The 22,641-nt window shown below is 57.4% G+C and carries 14 protein-coding genes; 9 read left to right on the top strand and 5 right to left on the bottom strand.

All coding sequences use genetic code 11. The features are described 5' to 3' along the window. Positions 1-16: 16 nt before the first annotated feature. Positions 17-721: a DNA/RNA nuclease SfsA gene (sfsA, locus tag K0H80_RS16035; RefSeq protein WP_220072240.1), complete on the bottom strand. Its 705-nt coding sequence runs from the start codon at positions 719-721 to the stop codon at positions 17-19. Positions 722-1,076: 355 nt separating this feature from the next. Here sfsA and pepB point away from each other — a divergent pair, with 355 nt between their 5' ends. Then, complete coding sequence (gene pepB / locus K0H80_RS16030) at positions 1,077-2,354, top strand: aminopeptidase PepB (RefSeq protein WP_220072239.1); 1,278 nt, start codon at positions 1,077-1,079, stop codon at positions 2,352-2,354. 42 nt (positions 2,355-2,396) lie between these two features. Here the strand turns inward: pepB and thpR are convergent, their stop codons facing one another. Continuing rightward, a complete protein-coding gene (gene thpR, locus K0H80_RS16025; RefSeq protein WP_220072238.1) occupies positions 2,397-2,927 on the bottom strand; it encodes an RNA 2',3'-cyclic phosphodiesterase in 531 nt (176 codons plus the stop codon). 236 nt (positions 2,928-3,163) lie between these two features. Between thpR and K0H80_RS16020 the strand changes: the two genes are divergently transcribed. The 3 genes from K0H80_RS16020 to mrcB all read left to right on the top strand — a co-directional run bounded on the left by K0H80_RS16020 (position 3,164) and on the right by mrcB (position 10,396). Continuing rightward, the gene (locus tag K0H80_RS16020) at positions 3,164-5,359 is read left to right on the top strand and encodes a putative bifunctional diguanylate cyclase/phosphodiesterase (RefSeq protein ID WP_220072237.1); all 2,196 of its coding nucleotides are present in this window, start codon (positions 3,164-3,166) and stop codon (positions 5,357-5,359) included. 93 nt (positions 5,360-5,452) lie between these two features. Then, a complete protein-coding gene (gene hrpB / locus K0H80_RS16015) occupies positions 5,453-7,984 on the top strand; it encodes an ATP-dependent helicase HrpB (RefSeq protein ID WP_220072236.1) in 2,532 nt (843 codons plus the stop codon). A 27-nt stretch (positions 7,985-8,011) separates the two neighbouring features. Further along, positions 8,012-10,396, top strand: coding sequence for a penicillin-binding protein 1B (gene mrcB / locus K0H80_RS16010; RefSeq protein ID WP_220072235.1), 2,385 nt, complete (start codon positions 8,012-8,014; stop codon positions 10,394-10,396). 134 nt (positions 10,397-10,530) lie between these two features. Here the strand turns inward: mrcB and K0H80_RS16005 are convergent, their stop codons facing one another. The 3 genes from K0H80_RS16005 to K0H80_RS15995 form a co-directional block, all read right to left on the bottom strand. Further along, the gene (locus tag K0H80_RS16005; RefSeq protein WP_220072234.1) at positions 10,531-11,331 is read right to left on the bottom strand and encodes a PepSY-associated TM helix domain-containing protein; all 801 of its coding nucleotides are present in this window, start codon (positions 11,329-11,331) and stop codon (positions 10,531-10,533) included. Between the two features lie 168 nt (positions 11,332-11,499). Continuing rightward, positions 11,500-12,015: an FMN-binding protein gene (locus tag K0H80_RS16000; RefSeq protein WP_220072233.1), complete on the bottom strand. Its 516-nt coding sequence runs from the start codon at positions 12,013-12,015 to the stop codon at positions 11,500-11,502. A 152-nt stretch (positions 12,016-12,167) separates the two neighbouring features. Beyond that, positions 12,168-13,337, bottom strand: coding sequence for a porin (locus K0H80_RS15995; protein WP_041406713.1), 1,170 nt, complete (start codon positions 13,335-13,337; stop codon positions 12,168-12,170). Between the two features lie 566 nt (positions 13,338-13,903). Between K0H80_RS15995 and K0H80_RS15990 the strand changes: the two genes are divergently transcribed. The 5 genes from K0H80_RS15990 to K0H80_RS15970 all read left to right on the top strand — a co-directional run bounded on the left by K0H80_RS15990 (position 13,904) and on the right by K0H80_RS15970 (position 22,448). Further along, the gene (locus K0H80_RS15990) at positions 13,904-14,617 is read left to right on the top strand and encodes a DUF3581 domain-containing protein (protein WP_220072232.1); all 714 of its coding nucleotides are present in this window, start codon (positions 13,904-13,906) and stop codon (positions 14,615-14,617) included. A 426-nt stretch (positions 14,618-15,043) separates the two neighbouring features. Then, positions 15,044-18,715: an ATP-binding protein gene (locus K0H80_RS15985; protein WP_220072231.1), complete on the top strand. Its 3,672-nt coding sequence runs from the start codon at positions 15,044-15,046 to the stop codon at positions 18,713-18,715. After that, positions 18,716-19,369 (top strand): condensin complex protein MksE, encoded by a 654-nt coding sequence (locus K0H80_RS15980; protein ID WP_011866913.1) that lies wholly within the window; start codon positions 18,716-18,718, stop codon positions 19,367-19,369. 1 nt (position 19,370) lies between these two features. After that, positions 19,371-20,591, top strand: a complete 1,221-nt coding sequence (locus tag K0H80_RS15975; RefSeq protein WP_011866912.1) for a hypothetical protein — start codon at positions 19,371-19,373, stop codon at positions 20,589-20,591. Between the two features lie 588 nt (positions 20,592-21,179). After that, positions 21,180-22,448 carry a dicarboxylate/amino acid:cation symporter gene (locus tag K0H80_RS15970; protein ID WP_220072230.1) on the top strand — a complete coding sequence of 423 codons (1,269 nt, stop codon included), beginning with the start codon at positions 21,180-21,182 and terminating at the stop codon, positions 22,446-22,448. Positions 22,449-22,641 lie beyond the last annotated feature (193 nt).

Raw genomic sequence — 22,641 nt, 5'->3', positions numbered from 1 at the left:
AACTTTTACCGTCTATTTACAACTTGACAGGGCAGGATTTAATCAGCTTGGCGGCACTGGGGGAGAGTTCGCAGCTGTAGGCGAGAATTTCCACCCCGGTTTGGTGTGCCTGAGTCAGCAGTTCGGCGTACTCAGGGTCGATATGGCGGGCCGCTGCCACCGTGGTTATCCCAGTATGTTGCACCACAAATAAAAGCACCGCCCTGTGACCCTGCTTGACCATCTCCATCAGTTCGCGCAGGTGTTTCTGGCCTCGGGTAGTCACCGCATCGGGGAAGTATCCCTGGCTCTGCTCTAATAAGGTACAACTTTTGACTTCTATATAGCAGGCGGGTTTATCCTCGCTCTCGAGCAGCAGATCGATACGGCTGTTCTCGCTGCCATATTTAACTTCCCGGCGCAGGCGGTCGTAGCCGGTCAGCTCGCTTATCACCCCAGCTTCTATCGCCTCGGCCGCCAGGGCGTTGGCTCGTCCCGTGTTGATCCCTATGATGTGCCCCTCATTCGAGGCTGCCTGTTCCCAGGTGTGGGCATACTTGCGCTTGGGATTATCTGAGGTAGAGAACCAGACCCGCTCGCCGGGAAACAGGCAGTTGCGCATCGAGCCCGTGTTGGGGCAGTGGATGGTGATTTCCGTGCCGTCATCTAGCAGTACGTCGGCGAGGAAGCGCTTGTAGCGTCTGAGTAACTTTCCCTGTTCGAATGGGGGGGTAAAAATCATCTTGTCGACCTTGTTGTTCTACTTATATTGATGCGAGGGTTTTGCGCCTCAAGGTTATTGCGCCTTAGGTTTTTTAGGTTTTTGCGTTTTAGGGGCTGAGCCTGCGATCACACCCTGAGCGGCTATCTTGAGTCACCTGCTTGGGCGTCCATTTAGAGCGAAAAGATTCTACCTTATTAGGCGGCGCGCTGTCGCGGCGACCTGAAGTCGTTCCTGTAACCTTCTCCTGCCATGCCCCTTCCTTAGGGATAAGCGTGAGGGGGTTAGATAAAGCAGGGGGATTGGCGTTATACTTGGCTGCATTATTAGGCAGGCCCTAAGGCCTCGCCACTCTCTGTACTGACAAGGAACAATTATGAGCGACGTGATGAAGATTTATCTGACCGAGGACGCCCCTGCGGCCCATTGGGGCAGCGCAGATGTGACCTTTACGGCGGGCCAGGCCAATATCCATCTGCAGGCGGGGGATCAGCTACGCCAGGTACAGCAGGCGGCGCGTAAGCTACGTGGTCAGGGGATCAATGAGGTGGCGCTCGAGGGCGCGCTCTGGGATCTTCACACTCAGTGGGCCTTCGCCCAGGGGTTCGCTACCGCCAAGCAGATTGGCAAGATAGTCTGGACCGGCGACGATGCCGTCAAGAAGGTGCTGGATGACAGACGCGACAGCGCGGCCTTCGCCAGACAGTTGATCAATGAAACCCCTGAAAACCTCGCCCCAGTGACCCTGGCTAACCAGGCGGCCCAGTGGCTGACCAAAGTGGGCGGCGACAAGGTGAGCTACCGCATCATCGAAGGGGAAGCCCTGCTGGAGGAGAAGTGGATCGGCATTCATTCTGTCGGTCGTGGCAGCGAGCGTCCACCTGCGCTGCTGGAGCTGGACTATAACCCGCTGGGCGAAGACGCCCCTGTGTCGGCGGCCTTGGTGGGTAAAGGGATCACCTTCGATTCGGGCGGTTACAGCATCAAGGCATCCGAAGGCATGCTGGGAATGAAGTGCGACATGGGCGGCGCGGCGACCGTGACCGCGGCTCTGGGGCTGGCGATCAAGTCTGGCCTGAACAAGCGCATCAAGCTGTTCCTCTGCTGCGCCGAGAACCTGATCAGCGGCCGCGCCTATAAGCTGGGGGATATCCTCACCTATAAGAATGGTGTCTCGGTCGAGGTGGTCAATACCGATGCCGAGGGACGTTTGGTGCTGGCCGATGGTCTGCAGGCCGCCTGTGAAACCGGTGCACCTTTGGTGATCGACGCCGCGACCCTGACCGGTGCCGCCGTGATGGCGGTAGGCACCTCCTTCAACGCCATCTTCTCGCCGAGCCGTGAACTGATCAGCCGCACTCAGGAAAAGGCATCCTCCGTAGCTGAGCAGGTATGGCCGCTGCCACTTGAGCCTTGGCACAAAGAGATGTGCCCATCTGCCTATGCCGATACCGCCAACAGCCGTCCTGTTAAAGGCGGCGGCGCGGGTGGCGCCTCAAATGCTGCCGGTTTCCTTTGGCGTTTCGTGTCAGACGACACCCAATGGCTGCATATGGATCTCGCCTCGGCTTTCGCCGATACGGCTAACGGCCTGTGGGCCGCTGGGGCAACTGCCCACGGTGTGTTGACCATCGCCGAGTTGCTGCAGGACTAAGCTGTAGTGAATGAGAAAAACGCGCCATTTGGCGCGTTTTTTTTATGCTTTGGGGGCCGTGAGTGGCCAGGAGGCCAATACCTTATATTGCACCCCCTGCTCGCTACTCTGAGAGTGATACAGATGCAGGGCATGGCCGCTGAGGGTGAGGCTGGGCGCCTTGAGTTCGGGCAGCATCTTGGCCTTACGCATCAGGGTGATGTGGGGCGTGAAGCTGTGCTCGCTGGTGTGTAGCCCAAGCTGCTGGGCCAGACGCTGACAATGATTAAACAGGCTGATAAGCCCGGGATCCCGCGCCGCGCCCTTGAGGCAGAGGATCTTGGGCTTAACCCAATGCTCCAGGGTGTTGAGTGTCACCTCAAATGCCGGCAGACGACGTTGGTGGGCGAGCCGGGCGAGGGACTCGCTCAGCGCCTCCTGCTGCGCCTCGCTGCACTGGCCGAGAAAGGCCAGCGTCATGTGCAGATTGTCTCTGGGGACTAGGCGTCCCTCACCGTCTAAGCTCGCCTGTAACTGGGTCAGTTGCTCCAGCTGCCCCGCATCGGGGGCGATGGCGAGAAAGAGTCGTTTCATTGGCTATCCCCTGGTTGCCGAAAAAGGTTAAAGTGTGTTACAAAAATGCAACGAGTTGAGCTTTCTACAGGCTTGATTTTAAAGCGACTTATTTCGCTAATGTCGTCGAAAAAGTGAAATATAACCTATAGTCACTCTCAGCTAGCTTTTACAACTTAATCCATAGGGTAATCCTATGATTTCTGACTATAATCAGTGTTTGTATCAGATTAGCCAATCTAAGGACTAGATAGTATATGTCATCCGATACGCAACAGGGATCCCAATCGCTCGAGCAGACGCTCGCTTTTTTATGCGAACACGATCTGGAAGAGGAGCTGCAACTTATCCTGCAGCAACTTGCCGCCAGCAATCAGTGTGATGGCCTGTTTCTGTTACGTATTGGCAAGGGACGTCTGCCGGTGCAGATCGAAGCCATGTACCAGTCCGATGCCTCTATCTTCAGCAAGCGCGACGCCGAGATGCTGCTCAGCCGGGTGGCTAACAACCGTCATCTACACTCCTATACCTCACTGCGTGAACCTGCCATCGTCGAAGATGTAGCTTCCGTTATCGACGACGAGGACAGCCGCCTGCGTCTGAATCAGGCCAAGATCCGCAGCGTCCTGCTGCTGCCCGTGGGCGGAGAGAGACACTATATCTTCGGTGCCTATCGCTACGACTGCAACGGTGTTTGGCCAGAGGCGATTCGTCATAATCTGCTGCTGGCCGGCAGCTTGCTAGGCCTTGCTCAGGAGGTGGCGCGCCAGCGCTTAAATGCCAAGAGTAACGAGCTGGTCTGTATCGAGCATCTCTATCGCCTGCCCATCCCCTGCGTGCATATCGGCGTCGATGACAGGGTGATACGGTTTAACCAGAGCGCCGCCGAGAGTCTGCATGTGGAGACGCTACAGAAGGTGGAGACCCTGGTACCCAAGCGGGAGCAGAAACGCCTGCTGGACACCATGGCGCTGGTGCGAGACCAGGTGCTGGAGCAATCCAGCTGTGAGGTGCCACTGAAATACGCCCCCGATGATGCCCTGGCCAAGGTGACTTTCCTCTGCCTGTCCGGCGAAGACGGCCCCATCCTCATGCTGGTGGAGCCAGTGGGCGAGCCGGTTCAGGAGAGCGAAGCGCACAGCGTTTCGCTCAATTTCGACCCGCTCACCGGACTGCCCAATCGGGCCTACTTTGAGGCCCTATATGATCTGGCCAACCCCTGCGAGTGCGAGCGCTCTACCTTCGTGGGGTTCATCAACTTAGACAGATTCCAGGTGGTCAATAATGTCAGCGGTCACAGGGCCGGCGATCAACTCTTGTGTCAGCTCGCCGCCCGCCTGAGTCAGTTGGTGCGCAAGGAGGATGTGATCGCCCGCCTCAGCGGTGATGAGTTTGGCATACTAATGCCCAATATCGATGTGCAGATCGCCGAGCAGGTGGCCGAGCGTATCTGTCAGGCGATGGCCAACCACGAATTTAGCTGGGAGGGGCGCAGCCATAGCGTGAGTGTCTCCATGGGCCTGGCCCGCTGTGAGAGCGAAGTCGATTCTGTCTCGGATCTCTTGCGCCGCGCCAGCGCCGCCTGTCGTCTCGCCAAGGAGAAGGGCGGTAACGCCTGGTACTTCTATAGCGCCCAAGATCCTGTGGTGGAGAAGCTCAATACCGAGATGAGCGCCTCGGTGGATATCGTCGGCGCCTTGGCCAACGACAGGTTCGAGCTCTTCTACCAGCCCATAGAGCCACTGTGCGCCAGTGACGACGGCTTGCATCTGGAGATCTTGCTTCGCATGCGCTCCACCGAGGGCGAGCTTATTCCCCCCGGGATCTTCCTGCCCGCCGCCGAGCGCTTTAACCTGGCGGCCAAGCTGGATCGCTGGGTGATCGACAAGCTGCTGCGCTGGGGCAGTGAAAACCTGGCGTTGTGGCAGTCGCTTTCTATGGTGTCGGTAAACCTGTCGGCCCTCTCTATCAGCGATAGTGAGTTTATCAACTGGCTGGAGATGCGCCTGCTGGGCGAACCCGAGCTGGTGAGTAAGCTCTGCTTCGAGATCACCGAGACGGCGGCGGTGAGCCAGCTGGATCATGCCACCGGGCTTATTAAAACGGTGAAGCCCTTGGGCTGTAAGCTGGCGCTGGATGATTTCGGCTCTGGCTTCTCAAGCTTTGCCTACCTTAAGCTGCTGGACGTGGATTATGTGAAGATCGATGGCCAGTTTATTCAACACCTGTGCGAGGATCGCGCCGATCAGGCGATCGTCGCCGCCATCTGCCAGCTGGGCCGCGAACTGGCGTTCGAGATAGTGGCCGAGTTTGTCGAGTCGGTTGAGGTGGCAAAACATCTGCAAAAATTGGGCGTCGAGTTTGGTCAGGGCTACGGCATAGCGCGTCCCGAGCCGCTCACTTCACTGACCTCGGGCGAAGGCCTGCACTGGTATCGGGTGCTGGAAGGTTAAGAGATATTAACCTGGGACGAGCCCCAAGCGGGGACTCGTCTGTTTAGCTTTGCCCTCATCTTTAGTAAACTGTCGGCAGTTGTTGCCGATTGAATGCGCCCTTTGAACCAAGTAGCTACTCAAGAAATTCACCAAGTCCCGATCCAGACACTCCTGCCCGAGATCCAGCGGACGCTGGCGGAAAATGCCCTGCTGATCTTGCAGGCGCCGACCGGCGCAGGTAAGTCGACCGCGCTGCCCCTGGCCATGCTCGACTGGCCTGAGATCGAGGGTAAGATCTTGATGCTGGAGCCCAGACGCATCGCGGCGCGCAGCGTGGCGCACTTTATTGCGGCCAGGCGGGGCGAGCCCGTGGGCCAATCGGTGGGTTTTCGGGTGCGCGGCGAGTCGAGCGTGAGCGCCAAGACCCGTCTCGAGGTGGTGACCGAAGGCGTATTAACCCGGATGATCCAGCAAGACCCTGAATTATCTGGCTACAGCTTGATCATCTTCGATGAGATCCATGAGCGCCACCTCACCACAGATCTCGGCCTGGCTCTGGCGCTGGAGGTGCAGGCCTCGTTTCGTGAGGATCTTAAGATACTCGCCATGTCGGCGACCCTGGACGGCCTGCCGTTACAGACCCTGATGCCTGAAGCGGCCAGCCTGGTGAGCGAGGGGCGCAGTTTTCCCGTGAGCATGAGTTACCGACCCAGTGCTGCTCATCAGGATTGGCTGCTGCACATGGCCAAGGTGATCGTCGAGGCGGTGACCGAGCATCAAGAGGGCTCATTGCTGGCCTTCCTGCCCGGCCAGCGAGAAATCCGAAGGTTACAGACGCTATTAACCGAGCGCCTCGACTCTAAACAGTTTTTGATTACGCCGCTTTATGGCGCCCTGCCGCCGGCACAGCAAGACAGCGCCATCGCGCCGCCACCACCTGGGATGCGTAAGCTGGTGCTCTCCACCAACGTGGCAGAGTCGAGCCTGACCATCCAAGATATCCGCCTAGTGGTGGATGCCGGCTATAAGCGTCAGGCCAGCTTCAATCCTAAGACGGCGGTGAGCCGCTTGTCTCTCAAACGGATCAGCCAGTCGTCGGCCGCCCAGCGTAGTGGCCGCGCCGGTCGTCTGAGTGAGGGACACTGTATTCGCCTCTGGCCGCAGCAGGAGCATGAGCGCCTGCTCAAGGCCGATGAACCTGAAATCCTCCATGGCGACTTAACTAACGCAGTTCTGGATGGCGCATTTTGGGGCGTGAATGCCCTCGATGCGCTGCCACTGATCTCGCCCCCGTCTGAGGCTAACGAAACGGTAGCCTGGGAGCTGCTGCAAGCCTTGGCGCTGGTGGAGGGCGACAGGCGCATCACGCCCCATGGCCGCGCCGCCTATCGGCTTGGTTGTCATCCGCGTCTGGCCCACATGCTGCTGGCCGCCAAAGAGATGGATGGCATTGATGCTCCTTATTATCTGCCCCTTGCCGCCGTGCTGGCGGCGCTGCTGGAATCGCGCGCCCTGGCAAGACGCGGCGCCGATATCAGCCGTTATCTTAGCGATGCCAGAGGCGGCGAAGTCGCCAAGCTGGCCCAGCAATATCTGGCCAGGATGAATGCCGCTCGAGGCAATCAGATAGCCAAGATCATCAGTGAGAGTCGCGACCAGGATATCGCCACCCTGCTGGCGCTGGCCTTTCCCGATCGCATCGCCAAGGCCCGGGGCGCCAAGGGGTATCAGCTTGCCTGCGGCGCAGGTGTTGCCCTCAATGATGACGATGCCTTGCAGGGCGAGCCCTGGCTGGTGGTCGCCGATTTTCAGGAGAGTGAAGGCCAAAGTAGCGGCCGTATTCTGCTGGCGGCCAAGCTGGATGCCGCGCTGTTTGAGGGCCCCCTGATCAGCCAGGTGAAGTCGGTTGTTGAGACTGGCTGGGATGAGGAGAAGGCGCGTTTTTACGGGTTAACTCAGCGGCGCATCGGCGCTATCATATTGGGTGAACGCCCCCTGGCGACCCTGGATGAAGAGACGATCAAGCAGGCCATCTATCAGCTTATCCGCACCAAGGGGATCTCCCTGCTGGGATTTGATGATAAGGTGGAACAGCTTCGCCTGCGCGTCGCCCTGGCGAGTAAGCTCGCTCTTGCAGGCGATTGGCCGGATCTGAGTGATCAGGCCTTGCTCGCGACGCTGCCTGAGTGGCTCGGCCCCTATCTTGACGGGGTGCGCCGCCTGACCCAGCTCAAGGGACTGGATTTCTATACCTTGCTCCACAACCAGATGGAGTGGGGACAACAACAGATATTAAACGAGGCGCTGCCGAGCCATTGGCCCATGAAGACGGGCACTCGGGCGGCGATACGATATGAGATGTCGGGGCGGGCGCTGCTGAGCGTGCGTTTGCAGGAGGCGCTGGGCATGGCCGAGAGCCCCAGGCTGGCCCAGGGGCAACTTGTGGTGACCATGGAGCTGCTGTCGCCGGCGATGCGACCGCTGGCGCTGACCGCCGATCTGGCCAACTTCTGGGCCGGGCCCTATGTCGAGGTGAAGAAAGAGATGAAGGGACGTTACCCTAAGCATCTGTGGCCGGACGATCCCGCCAACACCTTGCCGACCAAATTAACCAAGAAAAAGATGTCAGCTAAGGGGCTCTAACCCCTTAGCTGTTTGACTGGAAACACGATGACGAATAAAGAGACGCCAACACCACGCAGACCGCGCAAGCCCAGTAATAGCAGGAAGGGCGATAGCAAGGCGGGCAATAGCCAAACGCCTAAGCGTAAGTCGGCGAGCAAGAGTACCGCGACAGCGAGGCCGGGTTGGGGCCGTAGGATCTGGTCTTTGAGCTGGAAGCTCGGCCTGATCCTGTTTGCTGCCATGACCATCTACAGTATCTATCTGGATCAGATCATCGCCCGCAAGTTTGAGGGGCAGAAGTGGCACCTGCCGGCGCAGGTATTTAGCCGTTCCATGGCCCTCTATCCCGGCGCGGCTGTGAGCCACGATCAGCTGATCGCCGAGCTTAAGCTGCTGGGTTATCGCAAGGTGGCCAATCCCCGTCAGGTGGGCGAGTTTTCCGCCTCCAGGACCAAGGTGGATCTCTGGCGCCGTCCCTTCCTCCATCCTCAGGGATCCCAGGAAGCCCAGCGGGTGATGATCAGCTTCGACAGCCAGGGCGTTGCCTCGGTGGCCCGCAGCAGCGACCATCGCGAGCTGGCGGTGTTCCACCTGGAGCCCGTGCTGCTGGATCGTATGATCACCGGCGATGGCGAAGACAGGCTGTTCGTGGCCACAGACAAGATCCCCAAGGCGATCGTCGATGCGCTGATCCTGGTGGAAGACAGGAGCTTCTATGAACATCACGGTGTGAATCCCTTTGCCATCATACGCGCCGCCATGGTCAACATCAGTGCCGGGCGCACGGTGCAAGGCGGCTCGACCCTGACCCAGCAGCTGGCGAAAAACTTCTTCCTCTCCAGCGAGCGCTCTATCATACGTAAGCTCAGGGAAGCCCTGATGGCGATCATTATCGATTTTCGCTACGACAAGGATGAGATCCTCGAGGCCTACCTCAACGAGGTCTACATGGGCCAGGACAAGTCCCGCGCCGTGCACGGCATGGGGCTGGCGTCTCAGTTCTATTTCGGCAGACCGATCGCCGAGCTGACTCTGCCGCAGCAGGCTTTTCTGGTGGCGGCGATCAAGGGGCCTTCCTACTACAACCCTTGGCGTTTCCCCGAGCGGGCTCAGGAGCGTCGGGATCTGGTGCTGCGCCTCTTGATGGAGTCGGGCCAGCTGCCGGTGGCACAATACAAGGCGGCGGTCGAATCCCCCCTTGGGGTGCGTAAGGCGAGCAAGCCTGTGCATCAGAAACTGCCAGCCTTCTTCGCCGTGGTGCGCGGTGAGCTGTCGCGTCGATTCGGTGATAGCCTGCTCCAGCAGTCGGGCATCAAGGTCTACACCACCTTAGATCCCCTGGCCCAGGAGGCGGCGGAGCAGGCGGTGCGCTCGACCATGAAAAACCTGGAGCAGCGTGACAAGGCGCTGCAGGTGGGCATGGTGGTCACCGACAAGTATTCGGCGGGTATCGCCGCCATGGTGGGCGACAAGGTGCCAAGCTATCAGGGCTTTAACCGCGCGGTGGAGATCCGCCGTCCTATCGGCTCGCTTATCAAGCCCTTTGTCTATGCTACGGCGCTGACCGACGGTGACAAGTACACCTTGGCGACGCCGCTGAAGGATGAGCCGATCACCCTTACCAACTCCCAGGGCAAGACCTGGTCGCCGCAGAACGTCAACAAGCAGTTCTCCGGCGAGGTGCCGCTGATGACCGCCTTTAAGAAGTCGATGAACGTGCCGACGGTGAACCTCGGCATGGCGATAGGTACAGACGCGGTGGCGACCACCCTGGCCAAGTCGGGCTGGGACGAGACCATCCCAGAGTATCCGTCCATGTTGCTGGGGGCCGTCAATGGCTCACCGCTGATGGTAGCGCAGGTGTACCAGACCCTGGCTGACAATGGCCGCTACCGCCAGCTGAGTGCGGTGACCCATGTGCTGGATGCCGACAATCAGCCGCTGTCGGCCAGTCAGCGCGGCGCGGATCAGGCTATATCTGTGGCCAGCGATTTCCTGGTGCAACACGCCATGACTCAGGTGGTGCAGTCGGGCACGGCAACTAAGCTGGGACAGGCCTTCCCGGGCGTGACCCTGGCGGGTAAGACGGGCACCAGTAACGATTCACGCGACTCCTGGTTTGCCGGGTTCGACGAGCGTAACGTGGCTGCCGTCTGGGTGGGGCTGGACGATAACGGCAAGACCAGCCTCTATGGTAGCAGCGGCGCCATGGCCGTCTACCAGGCCTTCCTCAAGCAGCGTGCGCCTATCAGCCTGAGACGCACGCCGGTCAATGGCGTGGTGTCTGGCTATTTCGATGCCAAGACGGGTGTCGCCAAACAGGGTAACTGCGGCAACGTGGTGGCCGTGCCGGCACTGGCTGAGAGCTATCATCCGGCCAAGAATTGCGGCGAGCCGCTCTCTTGGTGGCAGAAGCTGATGGGCGGTTAAGGCCGCCTACGACATAGCGCCTCAATAAAAAAGCTCACCTTAGGTGAGCTTTTTTATTTGCAAGAGGCGGCTTGTTTTTTAAGGACTGGCGTTAGTCGCCTTATCCTATCTACTGCCTTATACCTTGTGTTGCTTTATGCCTTGCGCTTGCGGGGCTTGCCCTGCTGCCAAAGATAGAGGCCGGAGATCGCCATGAAGATGAGACAGAGCGCCACCAGGTCCATCATCAGCGAGCCGGGCAGGCCGACGATACGGCCGCTGTGCAGGTCTAGCAGCACGCGCTCCCAACTGAGGTGCATGGCGCGGGCCTTGAGCGACAACTCTTTACTAATCGCCTCACTCTTGGCGTCCGCAAGCGGGGTTTGCCAGTCAAGCGCCAGCAGAGGCTTCGCTTCTTGCCACTCGATGAGATCGCTATCGCTAAGATAACTGCCGGACGCCGTATTTAGCCAGAGCTGCACAGCGTCACCCGTGGGTAGCAGCGCCAGGGCGCGCAGGTCTTGGGGCAGCCCGGTGGCGCGGCTCTGCTGCTCCAGCAGGGCACCTTGTTGATCCAGCAGGTAGAGGTGCTGGGCGTCGATAGCCACATAGTGCTCGCCATAGGCGAGGGCGCCAAGCAGCGGCCCCTGGGCCTCCAGGACTGGCGTGTCCCTGAGCCAGAGCAGGTTGTCACTACTGGCCAGTAGCGGCTCGCTGGCATAGATGGCGACCTGGCCCGGGGCCTTGATGCCATAGTGATCCAGCAGCCAGCCCTGATGCACGTGGGCGGTATCTAGCTTGAAGTCGTTGCTGTGGTTGATCAAGACGCCGCTGACGGCAACCATGACCACCAGGAGTGCGCTGGCGATCCCTAGGCGTCTGTGCCAAGGACGGAAGATCTTGGCGAGTTTCTGCCACAGGGGTTTACGATGGGGATGGCGGGGCTTATTTGTCATCTATGGCGTTCTTTATTCTGACTATTTATCTGGCGGGCGGCCGCAAGCAGACTCATGGATGCCCGGCGCTGACAGCCTGTTGGATGCGAAAAGAGCAGGACTCGCCTGCTCGCTGGCCATCATATAACAGCCATAGGGATAACACCAACTAAGCAGCTCGATGGGAGCTTAGTGATTGACCTTGTCGTCTAGGTAGAGGGCGATGCGTGACAGCTTGGTGAGGGCACGTACCGACAGGGTGGCGCCTGTGATGCCGTCTATCTTGCGATCCAGCTGGTGATCTTCGGTGAGCCTGGCCTGCTTAAACTGGTCGGTGAAGAATTCGTGACGCACCTCGTCGCCGCGGCTCTCACGATAGACCAGCACCTTGGTCTGCACTATGGCCTTGTCTTTGACATGGATGCCGACCGTGATGGGGGATTCCTTGCCTATCTCTTCGAGGATCCAGACGGTCTCGCCTTGTTGTTGCCAGTAGCGCAGGCGCATCTTATTGAATTTGTGGGCAAGGATCTCCTCGATCGCCTGCTTGTCGCCATCTTCTAACCAGTAGACCTTGGCCTTGGGCATAGGAGCGGCAAAGGCCTGGCTGATAAAGTCTTCGTTACTTTGATAGACGCTGGCGGCCTGCACGCAGAAGGCGGTGAAGAGTGAGGCAAGTAGGAGCTTAACAGAGAGAGCTTTCATCGATTGACCCGGTAGCAAGAGTGGATGAGGCCTATGGGATAATCCGTTGTTTTCACTGATTCCATTTACTATGGCTAAGGCACCTCGGGAAGTACCTTAGCCATAGGCAGTGCTCAAAGGGAGCATTGAGCACTGCGATAGGGGCTAATGGCTTAGAACTGGTAGCCAACGCCTAGGTTGAAACCGTCGGCATCTTTCGCGCCGCCAACTTTTTCGTAGTCGGCTTTGAAGACAACGTTTTCATGCAACCAGTAGTTCACACCGACGTTAGTCTGGGTGATCTCTGAGTCAACACCGTTACCGGCTTCGTTGTCGTAGGCATTGTAACGTGCGAACACACCGAAGCTTTCGTTGAAGCGGTATGAAGGCTCGATGTAGTAACCTTTCTGCTTGTCACGGCCAAGTGCTTCGGCTTCTTTTCCGTCGATATCCCACTGAGCGTATAGTGCCTTGATGGTGAAGTTTTCGATGGTGTAGATAGCGTGTGCTGTCATCAGGGTTGCAGATGCGGTATCAACATCGCCACGGCCTTGAGTCAGATCAGATTGGTACTGCACAGTTGCAGCCAGCTCTAGACCTGGAACGGCGGTGTATTTAACGCGCGCAGTGTAAGCCAGATCTTCGGCTTTCGCTTCAGAAACCTTCTGACGACCGCCACGGATCTTGTAGTCGTCGCCAACGTTCAGGCCAGAGGTGACCGCTGCGTCGAAGGCCAGGCCTGGGGCTGCCTTGATGTTCAGGTTGGCACCCGCTTCCCACCAAGTGGCAGGCAGGATGTTTTTCTCAACTGGGTTACGCTCAACGCCGTAGAATGCTGGTGGCTCGTGAGTTTCGTTGATGATACCCACTGGCATCAGGAACAGACCCGCCTTAGCAGTCAGCATGTCGTTGAAATCGTGTTCGATGTAAGCCTGCTCTAGCTCGACTTCACCGTTTTGGCCTTCGCCAGAGATAGAGTGCTCAACTTCCAGCTCAGAGAAGAAACGTGTCTTTTCGGTGAACTCGTGGCCGAAGAACAGCACGAAACGGTGGAAGTCGAACTCTTTCTTGTCTTTACCTGATTTGTTGTCGGTGATGTTGTTGTAGTGAAGTTCACCGTAACCGCCGATAGTTGTCGCGCTCTTGGCTGAGCTGCTTTCTTCAACGGCGTCGGCTGTCTTCTCTACACGCTGCTCAGTTTGCTCCAGACGCTTCTCAAGATCTTTCAGCACTTTTTGTTGCTGTTCGATCACTTTACGCAGTTCTTGAGTCTCATCAGAGGCGATAGCGGCTTGGCTAGCGAATGCGCTGACCAGTGCTGCGGCAATTAGCGTTTTCTTCATCATTTCTCTTCCCAGTTGTTTTGTCAGGGTTATTTAATTGCTGGCGATTCTATCAATTAGGTATCGTAATGCAAACTATTATCATTAAGTTTTTTGATTAAGATCAACAAATGTAAAGTCAAGGTAAAGGGATTTGCACCCAAGTTGTGCAGAGCGGTTTTAACTTAAAGGTGTTTTATAACAATGGCTTGAGGTGTTTTTCTCTGGGGTTATTACCTTGACATTGACTGACATTGTTAATTTTAAAAAATTTATCTTTTTTGCAGCTTTAGAGGATTCTTTGGGAAAATCAGCAGTCTTGCCTCTGGTTTGAGGCACAGCTTGAGGCATGGTTGAAGACCTAGTTAGAGCGATAAACTGCATGGGCTTAAGTCATAGCGAGTCAGTGGGATAGGTGCGTTGCAGCAGGGCAATAGCGGATATTTCGGCCTAGGTTTGTAGCAAAACCTTGGGGTCGTCAAGTCATCGGAGAAGTGTTTCGCGGGTTTTGCTATAGACTGTGCCTCCTTAAATTTATAACGAATGTTTTATCTCATCTTTAACATAACCCTGATTGACGAGCCGATATGTTTCTAAGTCCTTATTTTAATAAAGCACAGCAACTAGTCTCTGTGTCAGCCCAGCAGGCGAGTGAATTCGCCAAGGGTGTCGCACAGGACTTTAACCCCATCCACGATGTCGATGCCAAGAAGTTTTGCGTTCCCGGAGATCTGCTGTTCGCCCTGGTGCTGGGACAATATGGGCTGAGCCAGAAGATGACATTTCGATTCGAGGGCATGGTCGGTAGCGGCGTCAACCTGGTGTTTCCCGATGTGGTAGGCGACAGCTTCGCCATCCTGGATGACAAGGATAAGCAGTACCTGAGCGTGAGCCGCAGCGGCGAGTCGACCCTGTGTGAGGTGCAGACAGAATCTTTCGTGCGCAGCTATGTGGCCTTCTCCGGGCTCAACTTTACCCATGTGTTGGTGCCGCTGATGAAGCAGCACGGCATGATGATCAACCCGGCCCGTCCTCTGGTGATCTACGAGAGCATGTCGTTCGATCTCCATACCTTAGACTTTGACAGCATCGCACTCAACCTGGTGGAGCAGAATCTGGCCATCGACGGTAAGCGCGGCGACGTGACCCTCAAGTTTGAGCTGCACTGCGGCGATAAGCTAGTGGGTACCGGCGAGAAGACGCTGGTGCTTAGCGGCCTGCGTCCACTGGAAGCCCAGAGCATGGATGAGATGGTGGCCCGCTACGAGGCGCGCCGCATAGGCTATCAGCAAGCCGACTAATCTGTGGTAATAGCAGAGTTGAAATGCTGAATTGAAATACTGAATTAAAAATCTAAGTTAGGGTCGACATTAGTCGGCCCTTTCTATTTCTGCTCCCGACGCCTGAATTGTGGCCCCAGCTCTCAATTTCCTGTTCCCAGCTCCCGGCTCTCAATTTTCTGTTCTAAGCATTTAGCCATTGGCATTCGCCACGGCCTAGCCTGAACATCGCTCGCTAGCTTTATGCTTGCAGTCTTCCACATTCCTGCCGTGAAAACCGCCTGAAATAGGGCGTTACGCACGCTTTTTAAACGACTATCCCACCCAAGTCCCGGGCCAGATTGCCAAGCCGATAGCTTTGTTTTACTTTAGTGGGATTGTTTTGCTATTCCCCTTTGCTGCTCGCCCCGCTGGGCGGCCGACAAGCTCGTTTGGATAAGGAAAGAGATGCCAAGCTTAAATCGTATCGTGCTGATCAATACGCACCTCCCCGGCGTTGTGGAACTCGCCCTCGATGGACACACCAACATTTGTGGTACCAACGCCTCGGGCAAGACCACCTTGCAGCGTCTGGTGCCCGTGTTTTACGGCGAATACCCCAGCCGCGTGGTGCCCTCGACCCGTGACAGCTTCGAGCGTTGGTATCTGCCCCACGATTCCAGCTACATCATCTACGAGTATCGCCGCGACGACGGCCTGCTGACCCAGGCTGTGCTGGCCTCTGCCGGTGATGGCAAGGGCGTCAACTATCGTTTCATCGGCAAGGGCTTCGAGCTGGAAGACTATGTGAAGTCACAGCAGGGGGAGTCGATTCTCTGCCACAACATGGCCGAGCTGGGCCGTGAGATGAAACGCGCCGGTGTGGCGGTGACCAACCTGCTGAACACCCGCGAATATCGCGCCATCATCCAAAACGATCGCACCCTGCTGAGCACGGGCAGCAACCGCAGCGAGCTGAGGGCCTACGCCCGCCAGTTCTCCCTGTGTCAGCACGAACATACGCTGCGTCATATAGAGAAGCTGGCCAAGGCGGTACATTCCAAAGAGGGCAAGATGGAGACCATCAAGTCGATGATCGCCGCCATCTTGGAAGAAGACGGGGTTAACCCGCCGAGCTCACGCCTCAACCCGCAACGGGTCGAGTCTTGGATCCGCGAGAGCCAGCTGATCCAGGGCTTCGAGCAGATCCGCCCCGAATTTGACAAGTTGGAGCAGGAGTTTAACCAGTTGCTTAGCGCGGAGCAGCGCCTGGCTGGCCTGAAGCGCGGCTATGGCAAGGATGAGGCCCAGGAGATAGAGCGTCAGGAGCTAAATCAGCAGCGCTCGAAAGATCTCGGCAACAAGCTGCGTCAGCTCGACGATGAGTGGAAGGAGCTGCGCGACGAGCTCAACCTGGATCTCTCTGCCGCCAAGGGCGATGTCGCTAAGATAGAGCATGAGCTGGATATCATCGAAGATCAGCACGCAGGTTTTCTCGATGCCGACATCGAGCAGGCCAAACTGGATCTCGAGCTGCTGCCCAGCTGGCGCGCTAGCTTGGAGAACCTGACCGAGCGTCATAAGCTGCAAACCGAGAAGCACCAGGATATCGAGGCGGCCTACAACGCCCGTCGCAGCAAGATAGGCGAGAACCTCAACCGCGAGCTGGAGCAGCTAGATAAGGAACAAGATAAACATCGCGAAGCCAGAGACAAGCAGCAGGAGGCGGGCCGTGAGGAGCTGGCCGCCCTAGAGCAAAGCTGGCGTGAGCAGATGGAGGCGGGCCGGGCCAAGCACAACGAGCAGGAATACCAGCTCAAGCTGACGGCGGCCGAGCTGCAGATTCAGGTCAACGGCGTCACCTACAGCGAAGAAGAGAAGCTGACCCTGGCGGTGTTTGACGAGCGCATCTCCCGCGCCGACGAGGAGCAGGAGGCCTGCAACGCCATGGTGGATCGCCTGGCAGGCGAGGAACGCAAGCTCAGGGCCAAGCGGGACCAGGCCAACGAGAGCCTGAGACAGGCGGGGCTAAGGGTCATCGAGCGCCAGGGCGCGCTGGATGAGCTGCATCAGGTGCTCTTCCCTCAATCCCACACCTTGCTCGAATACCTGCGCAAGGAGGTCGACGGCTGGGAGGAGAGCATAGGCAAGCTGATCAACCCAGAGCTGTTACATCGCAGCGACCTGCACCCCGCCAAGTCGGCCGACGGCGACAGCTTCTGCGGCGTAGAGCTGGATCTCAAGGCGCTGACCACTCCAGAATATGCCGCCTCGGAGCAGGAGCTCAGGGGCCGCTACAGCGAGGCCGAGGAGGCGCTGGCCAGTGCCAAGCAGCTGCAGGCGGAGGCGGAGGAGGCCCTGGTGGCCATCAACGCCGAGCTGGATAAGCTTAACCGCGAACTCACCTTTGCCAAGACGGCCTACAAGAATAGCCGCGACGATCTGCGCCGCCTGTTTGACGAGAAGCGCGCCGAGCAGGAGAAGATCAATCAGGCGCTCAGCGCCCGCAAGGCCGATTCGCAGAAGCGTCTTGCCCGTCTCGACAGCGAGATGAAACAGCTCAAGGCCCAGCACCAAGAGTGGATCGATGAGCAAAACGAGCAGGCGCTCGAGGCGCGCATGGAGAAGAAAGCCTACTGGCAGGAAGTGGTCGGCGCCTTGGATGCTCAGCTCTCCCAGGTGAAGCAGAACATTAACGATCGCCGTCAGGCGGCCAAGACGGAGCAGAAGGCCTGCGAGCAGTGGTATAAGGATGAGCTGAAATCCCGCGGCGTCGACGAAGCCAAGATAGTCAAGCTCAAGCAGGAGATCCGCGAGCTGGAGAGCAACATCAGCAAGGCTGAGCAGCGCCGCAGCGAAGTACTGCGTTTCGACGACTGGTATCAACACACTTGGCTCGCGCGCAAGCCTAAGCTGCAGACCGAGCTGAGCAAGGTCAAGATGGCGGTAACCGAGCTGAGTCAACAGCTCACCACCAAGGCAAACGAGATTAAACATCTGCGCCAGCAATATGATAGCGAGCGCAAGCAGTCCGATGCCATCCAGGTGGAGGCCTCGGAGAATCTGACTAAGCTGCGCGCCGTGATGCGTAAGCTGGCGGAGCTTAAGCTGCCATCAAGCCAGGATGAGATGCAAGGTGGCCTCACCGAGCGTCTGCGTCAGGGCGAAGAGCTGCTGCTGCGCCGCGATCAGCTGATGGGCTCGGTGAAGCAGTATATCGAGCACTTCGACTCGGTGATCGCCAGCAAGTCTGGCTCCAGTCTGTCTGAGACCTGGGAGCGCGCCCGCGAGGAGTCGAGCTTCGTCAACGACAAGGGCATTCGTCTGCTGGATTATCGCAAGCTGGTGCCGCAACTGGAGCAGCTGCTCAACGTCATGGTGCCTCAGGCGATCATGGGCCTGCGAGAGCAGGGGCGTAACTTCGGTATCGATCTGACGGCGTTTTACGACGTGCTGGCGGATATCGACCGCCGCATCGCCTCCCAGAGTGCCCGCATCACCCGCGAGGTGGGCGAAGAGCTGTTCCTCGACGGGGTGAGCGAGTCGGCGGTGCGTATCCGTTCACGCATCAGCGAGCTGGAGTTCTGGCCCGAGCTGGAGGAGTTCGTCAAGGCGTTTAAACAGTGGAAGGCTGAGGGCTTCGCCGACTTGCCGGACGAGCACTACACCAGCAGCATGCGCCGCGCCCTGGATATTATCGGACGAGCCGCCCTGACCGGTGGCATCGCCAAGCTGCTGGAGATCGAGCTGCGCCTCAAGGAGGGCAACAGCGATCTGGTGATCCGCACCGACCGTCAGCTCAACGAATCCTCGAGCCATGGTATGGCCTATCTGATCTTGTGTAAGTTCCTGCTGGCCTTTACCCGTTTGCTGCGTGGCCGCGCCGATGTCACCATCCACTGGCCGATCGACGAGCTGGGCACCCTGCACCACGGCAACGTGAAGAAGATCTTCGATGCCTGTGAGAACAACAACATCTCGGTATTGGGCGCCTTCCCGAACCCTGAATCTGAGGTGCTTAACCTGTTTGCCAACAGATACATCATCAATAAGCAAACCAAGAAATTACAAGTGGTTAAGCCACAAGTTAACCCCATTGCCGATAAGCTGAGCCAGCGTTTTGCCAAGGAGGCTGTGTAAATGAGCAGTAGCACACAAACCGTACTCGTGGGCCAGGGCGCCCTGATCGAAGCCTTGCTGCGTGGCGAGTTTATCTGCCGTACCAGCAACGAAGACGCCTGGCGCGCGCTCAAGTCGCAGGCCACTCGTGATAATGTCGAGCAATACCTGAATCAGATCAATCGCACCCTGGCCTCGGCCGGGGAGGGCGAGGTGTTCTTCTGCGGTTACCTGCAACTGGGTGACGATGAGCGTAAGGTGATCTCCAGTCAGTTTCGTGACATCTGCCATGCGCTGATCCCTCTGGTGGAGTGGTTGGTGCTGGTACAGGAGGCCAGCGGCCAGGATGCGCCCCTGTCCGAAGGAGCCGCGGTGCGCCTCAACGAGCTGCAGACCCGCATCGAAGACACCCCGGCGTTTCGCGAGCAGCTGGCGAAGATCAGCCACTATCGCCTGTTTGGCTCAAGTTCTACCCAGGTGGATGCGCAGATCAAGCTAGTGTTTAAGCGTCTGGTGGAGCTGGGATATCTGCTGCGTCCCAACCAGGAGAAGCAGATCTATATCGCTACCGGCAAGCTGGATTACCTCTATGAGGTGATCCGCTTCATCGATGAGACCGAAGGGCTCAGCCTGGAGGCCCAGGCGGAAACCGCAACCCAGAGGGACTTGATCTGATATGAGTAGCAACTTACATCAGGCGGGGGTCACGCTACTTAAGCAGCTGGGGCGCCATGCGGATCTCATCATGGATGTCTACCTCTCCGGCTCTGTGACCGAAGAGGGCGAGCGCGCCGGAGCCATCGACAAGCTGCGTAAGGCGGATATCCTGTGGCAGCCCGAGGGCGAACAGGGGCTGAGGCTGAAACGCTCGGTGCGCGCCTTGTTGGAAGAGGTGCTGAGCGACGAGCGCAATCGTCAGATCGACGCCAATGTGGGCTCATCCCTGGCCACCATCAAGACCCTTGCCGACCACTACAAGGAGGCCCGTCAGGCCGCCGATTACAGCGCCAGCGAGGCTTATTTGGCGGATCTCAGCGAGCAGGTCTACAGCTTCACCGAGGGGCTGAAATACTCGATTCGTGTGCTCTGGAGCCGTATCAACAACGAGTTCGGCTATGTGGGCACCATCAACGCCAAGATACGTGAAAACGAGCTGGCCCAGAGTCAGGTGACCGAGCTGCTCAACGGACTGGAGATGTTCCAGTTTAGCGAGCTGGGTGAGATCGCCGGCGATATCCGCGAGCTGCGTAAGCTGCTGGTGACCCGCTTGCAGGAGACCCTGAGCGACTGTACTCAGGAGCTCAGTGTGGTGCAGGGACGTCTGCTGGAGCTGCTGGGACGATTCCGTCAGATCCAGGGGCGTACTCGTCTGCTCAAGGGCTGGCTGCTCTACACGGATATGCATCCAGATTATGAGGTGGCGGATCATGTGAGTCACAAGCAGCTGCCGACGCTGTTTAACCGCGCCGAGGCGATTTTGGCACCGGCGGCGGTGGACGTGACCAACACGGCGCAGGAGGTCGAGCTGCTGGCCATGGTGTCACAGATCAAGAGCATTAGCCGCGCCGGTCGCGATCTTGTGATGCGCGATCATGACGTGCCCTTCGCCCTGGTGGAGGCGGAAGACTTCGATATTCCCGACAATCCGCTCAAGCTGGCGGTGGATGAGTATTTCTGCGCCGTGATCGACTCTGGGCTGAGACAATCGGCGCTGGACTATCATCAGGCCAAGTCGCTCAGCTGGGATACCGAGAGCTGGCTGTATCAGGTGATCTGCGGCTACGAGGGCTTGCCCGAGGAGCATAGACGCTATTTCGAGCTTGAGCCCATAGGTGAGCGCCACCCTGTGTATAGCGGCAACTTCATCATACGTGACGTGGAGTTGTGGTTGGCCTAAGCTCAAGATTAACTATTAGCCGCGATCAGGTGTTAACTAATATAGTGACGGCTTATCCGGTTGCTATCTGATGCTAAAAATCACTTAAAACCGTTAAATCAGTAGCTTATAAAAATGCTGGTTTAGCGGTTTTTGTTTATCTGTCTTCTTGGCTATCTGCTGTGTTTTCGCCTGTGCCTAGTGGATCTCACTAGTCCCTGCCTGTGAGTAATGACTATCACTAAAAATTCGTTACCAGCCAGTTTTTAATCTCGTTGAATTTGCTCTTGTTGGCGTGTTTCACTGGCTTGTGTGCCGTCTTTGTGAACCTATTGTTGGCTTTTTGTGCTAACAAGTAAAACTTGCCGATTGGCCTAAATTCACCTATCTAATTTTTTAATCATAAAAATCATTACCTTGCTCTTTGTATGGCTTTGTGGTTGCCGTTTTGCGTCTGTTAACTTGCCCAGATTGTGATTGAAATTATCACTAGCATGATCCACTATCACTGACCAGTAACGGGAGAGCCACGGTTCTCATCACTATCTCCACGTCAGATGGAGAAGAAAAAAAGCGCACGATAGATGCGCAGCAAAACAAGGCAAGCATATGACTAAATCACTTTCTACGCGCATCTTTATCGGCCTCTTTTCTGGCCTGATTCTGGGTAGCATCATTCAATACTTCTTGGCCGATGTCGGGTTCTTCTCCGGCACTCTGGTCGAGGTCGCTTCAGGCTTAGGTACCATGTTCGTCAACATGATCATGATGATGGTGGTGCCCCTGGTCTTCGTCAGCATCGTCTGCGGCGTGCTGGAACTCGATGACCTCAAGAGCTTCGGTCGCCTCGGTGGCAAGACCTTCGGTTTCTACATCATCAACACCCTGGTGGCGATCTTCGCCGCCCTGACCGTGGCCCTGCTGCTTAAGCCGGGACTCGGGGTCGACATGACAGGGGGCACGGGCGCCGAGATCACAGCAACCGAGCTGCCTAACCTGATGCAGCTAATCGTCAACATAGTGCCGAGCAACCCGGTAGCCGCCTTCACCTCGGGCAACATGCTGCAGGTGATCTTCATGGCGCTGCTGGTCGGTGGTGTCATCAAGGCGATGAATGGCGCCGTGCCGCTGTTGCAACAGGGCTTTATGGAAGGCAACAAGCTGATGATGAAGCTTATCAGTGTGGTAATGCAGCTGGCGCCTATCGGTGTGTTTGCGCTGATGTTTAAGCTGGGCGCGACCCTGGAGGCGAGCCTGTTTCTCAGCGTGGTCGAATACCTGGTGGTGATACTCAGCCTGCTGCTCCTGTGGATCTTCGTGGTCTACCCTTGGGCGGTGAGCCTGTTTACCCCTGTGTCTGCTAAGACCTTCCGCGCCAAGACACAGGAGCAGATCCTATTCTCCCTGTCGACCGCCAGCTCGAATGCCACCATCCCTGTTACCATGCGTACCCTGACCGAGAAGCTGGGCGTCAAGCGCGCCGTGGCCGGTTTCGGCGTGCCGCTGGGGGCGACCATGAACATGGGCGGCGTCTCTATCTATATCACCATCGCCATCTTCTTTGTGGCCAACTCATTCGGCGCTCCTATCGCCATGGATCAGCTGCCAGCCCTGCTGTTCAGCATCTTCTTGTTGTCTGTTGGCGCAGGCGGCGTGCCAGGCGGCGGCATGGTGATGATTGGCGTGCTGATCCACCAGATGGGTCTGCCAGTCGAGGCCTTTGTGATTGTCGCGGCACTTGACCGACTGATCGACATGGTACTGACCTCTTGTAACGTCGTGGGTGACGCCGCGGTGCTCACCATAGTCGACGCCACAGAGAATGCCCATGACGAGGAGCAGGCTGTCGCTGTGCCTCGTACCAGTGAGGTTAGTTAAGGTTATCTTACGGTTTCGTTTTATTGATAATTGGCTCGCCTCTGGCGGGCCTTTTTATTATTTGAGTCTGAGGAAAGGGGTGCCAGCAAGCGTCATTCATCAGCGATGTGCATTAGCGCTTGGTTAATTAAGTGTTTGTTAAAAGTGTTGATTTTTTGTTTTATTTGGGTATTTTAGAGCGATTGATATAGCA

It is taken from the genome of Shewanella aegiceratis (assembly GCF_019457495.1).
In the GTDB taxonomy this organism is placed as follows: Bacteria; Pseudomonadota; Gammaproteobacteria; order Enterobacterales; family Shewanellaceae; genus Shewanella; species Shewanella loihica.
This window is presented reverse-complemented; position numbering and strand designations above follow the sequence as displayed.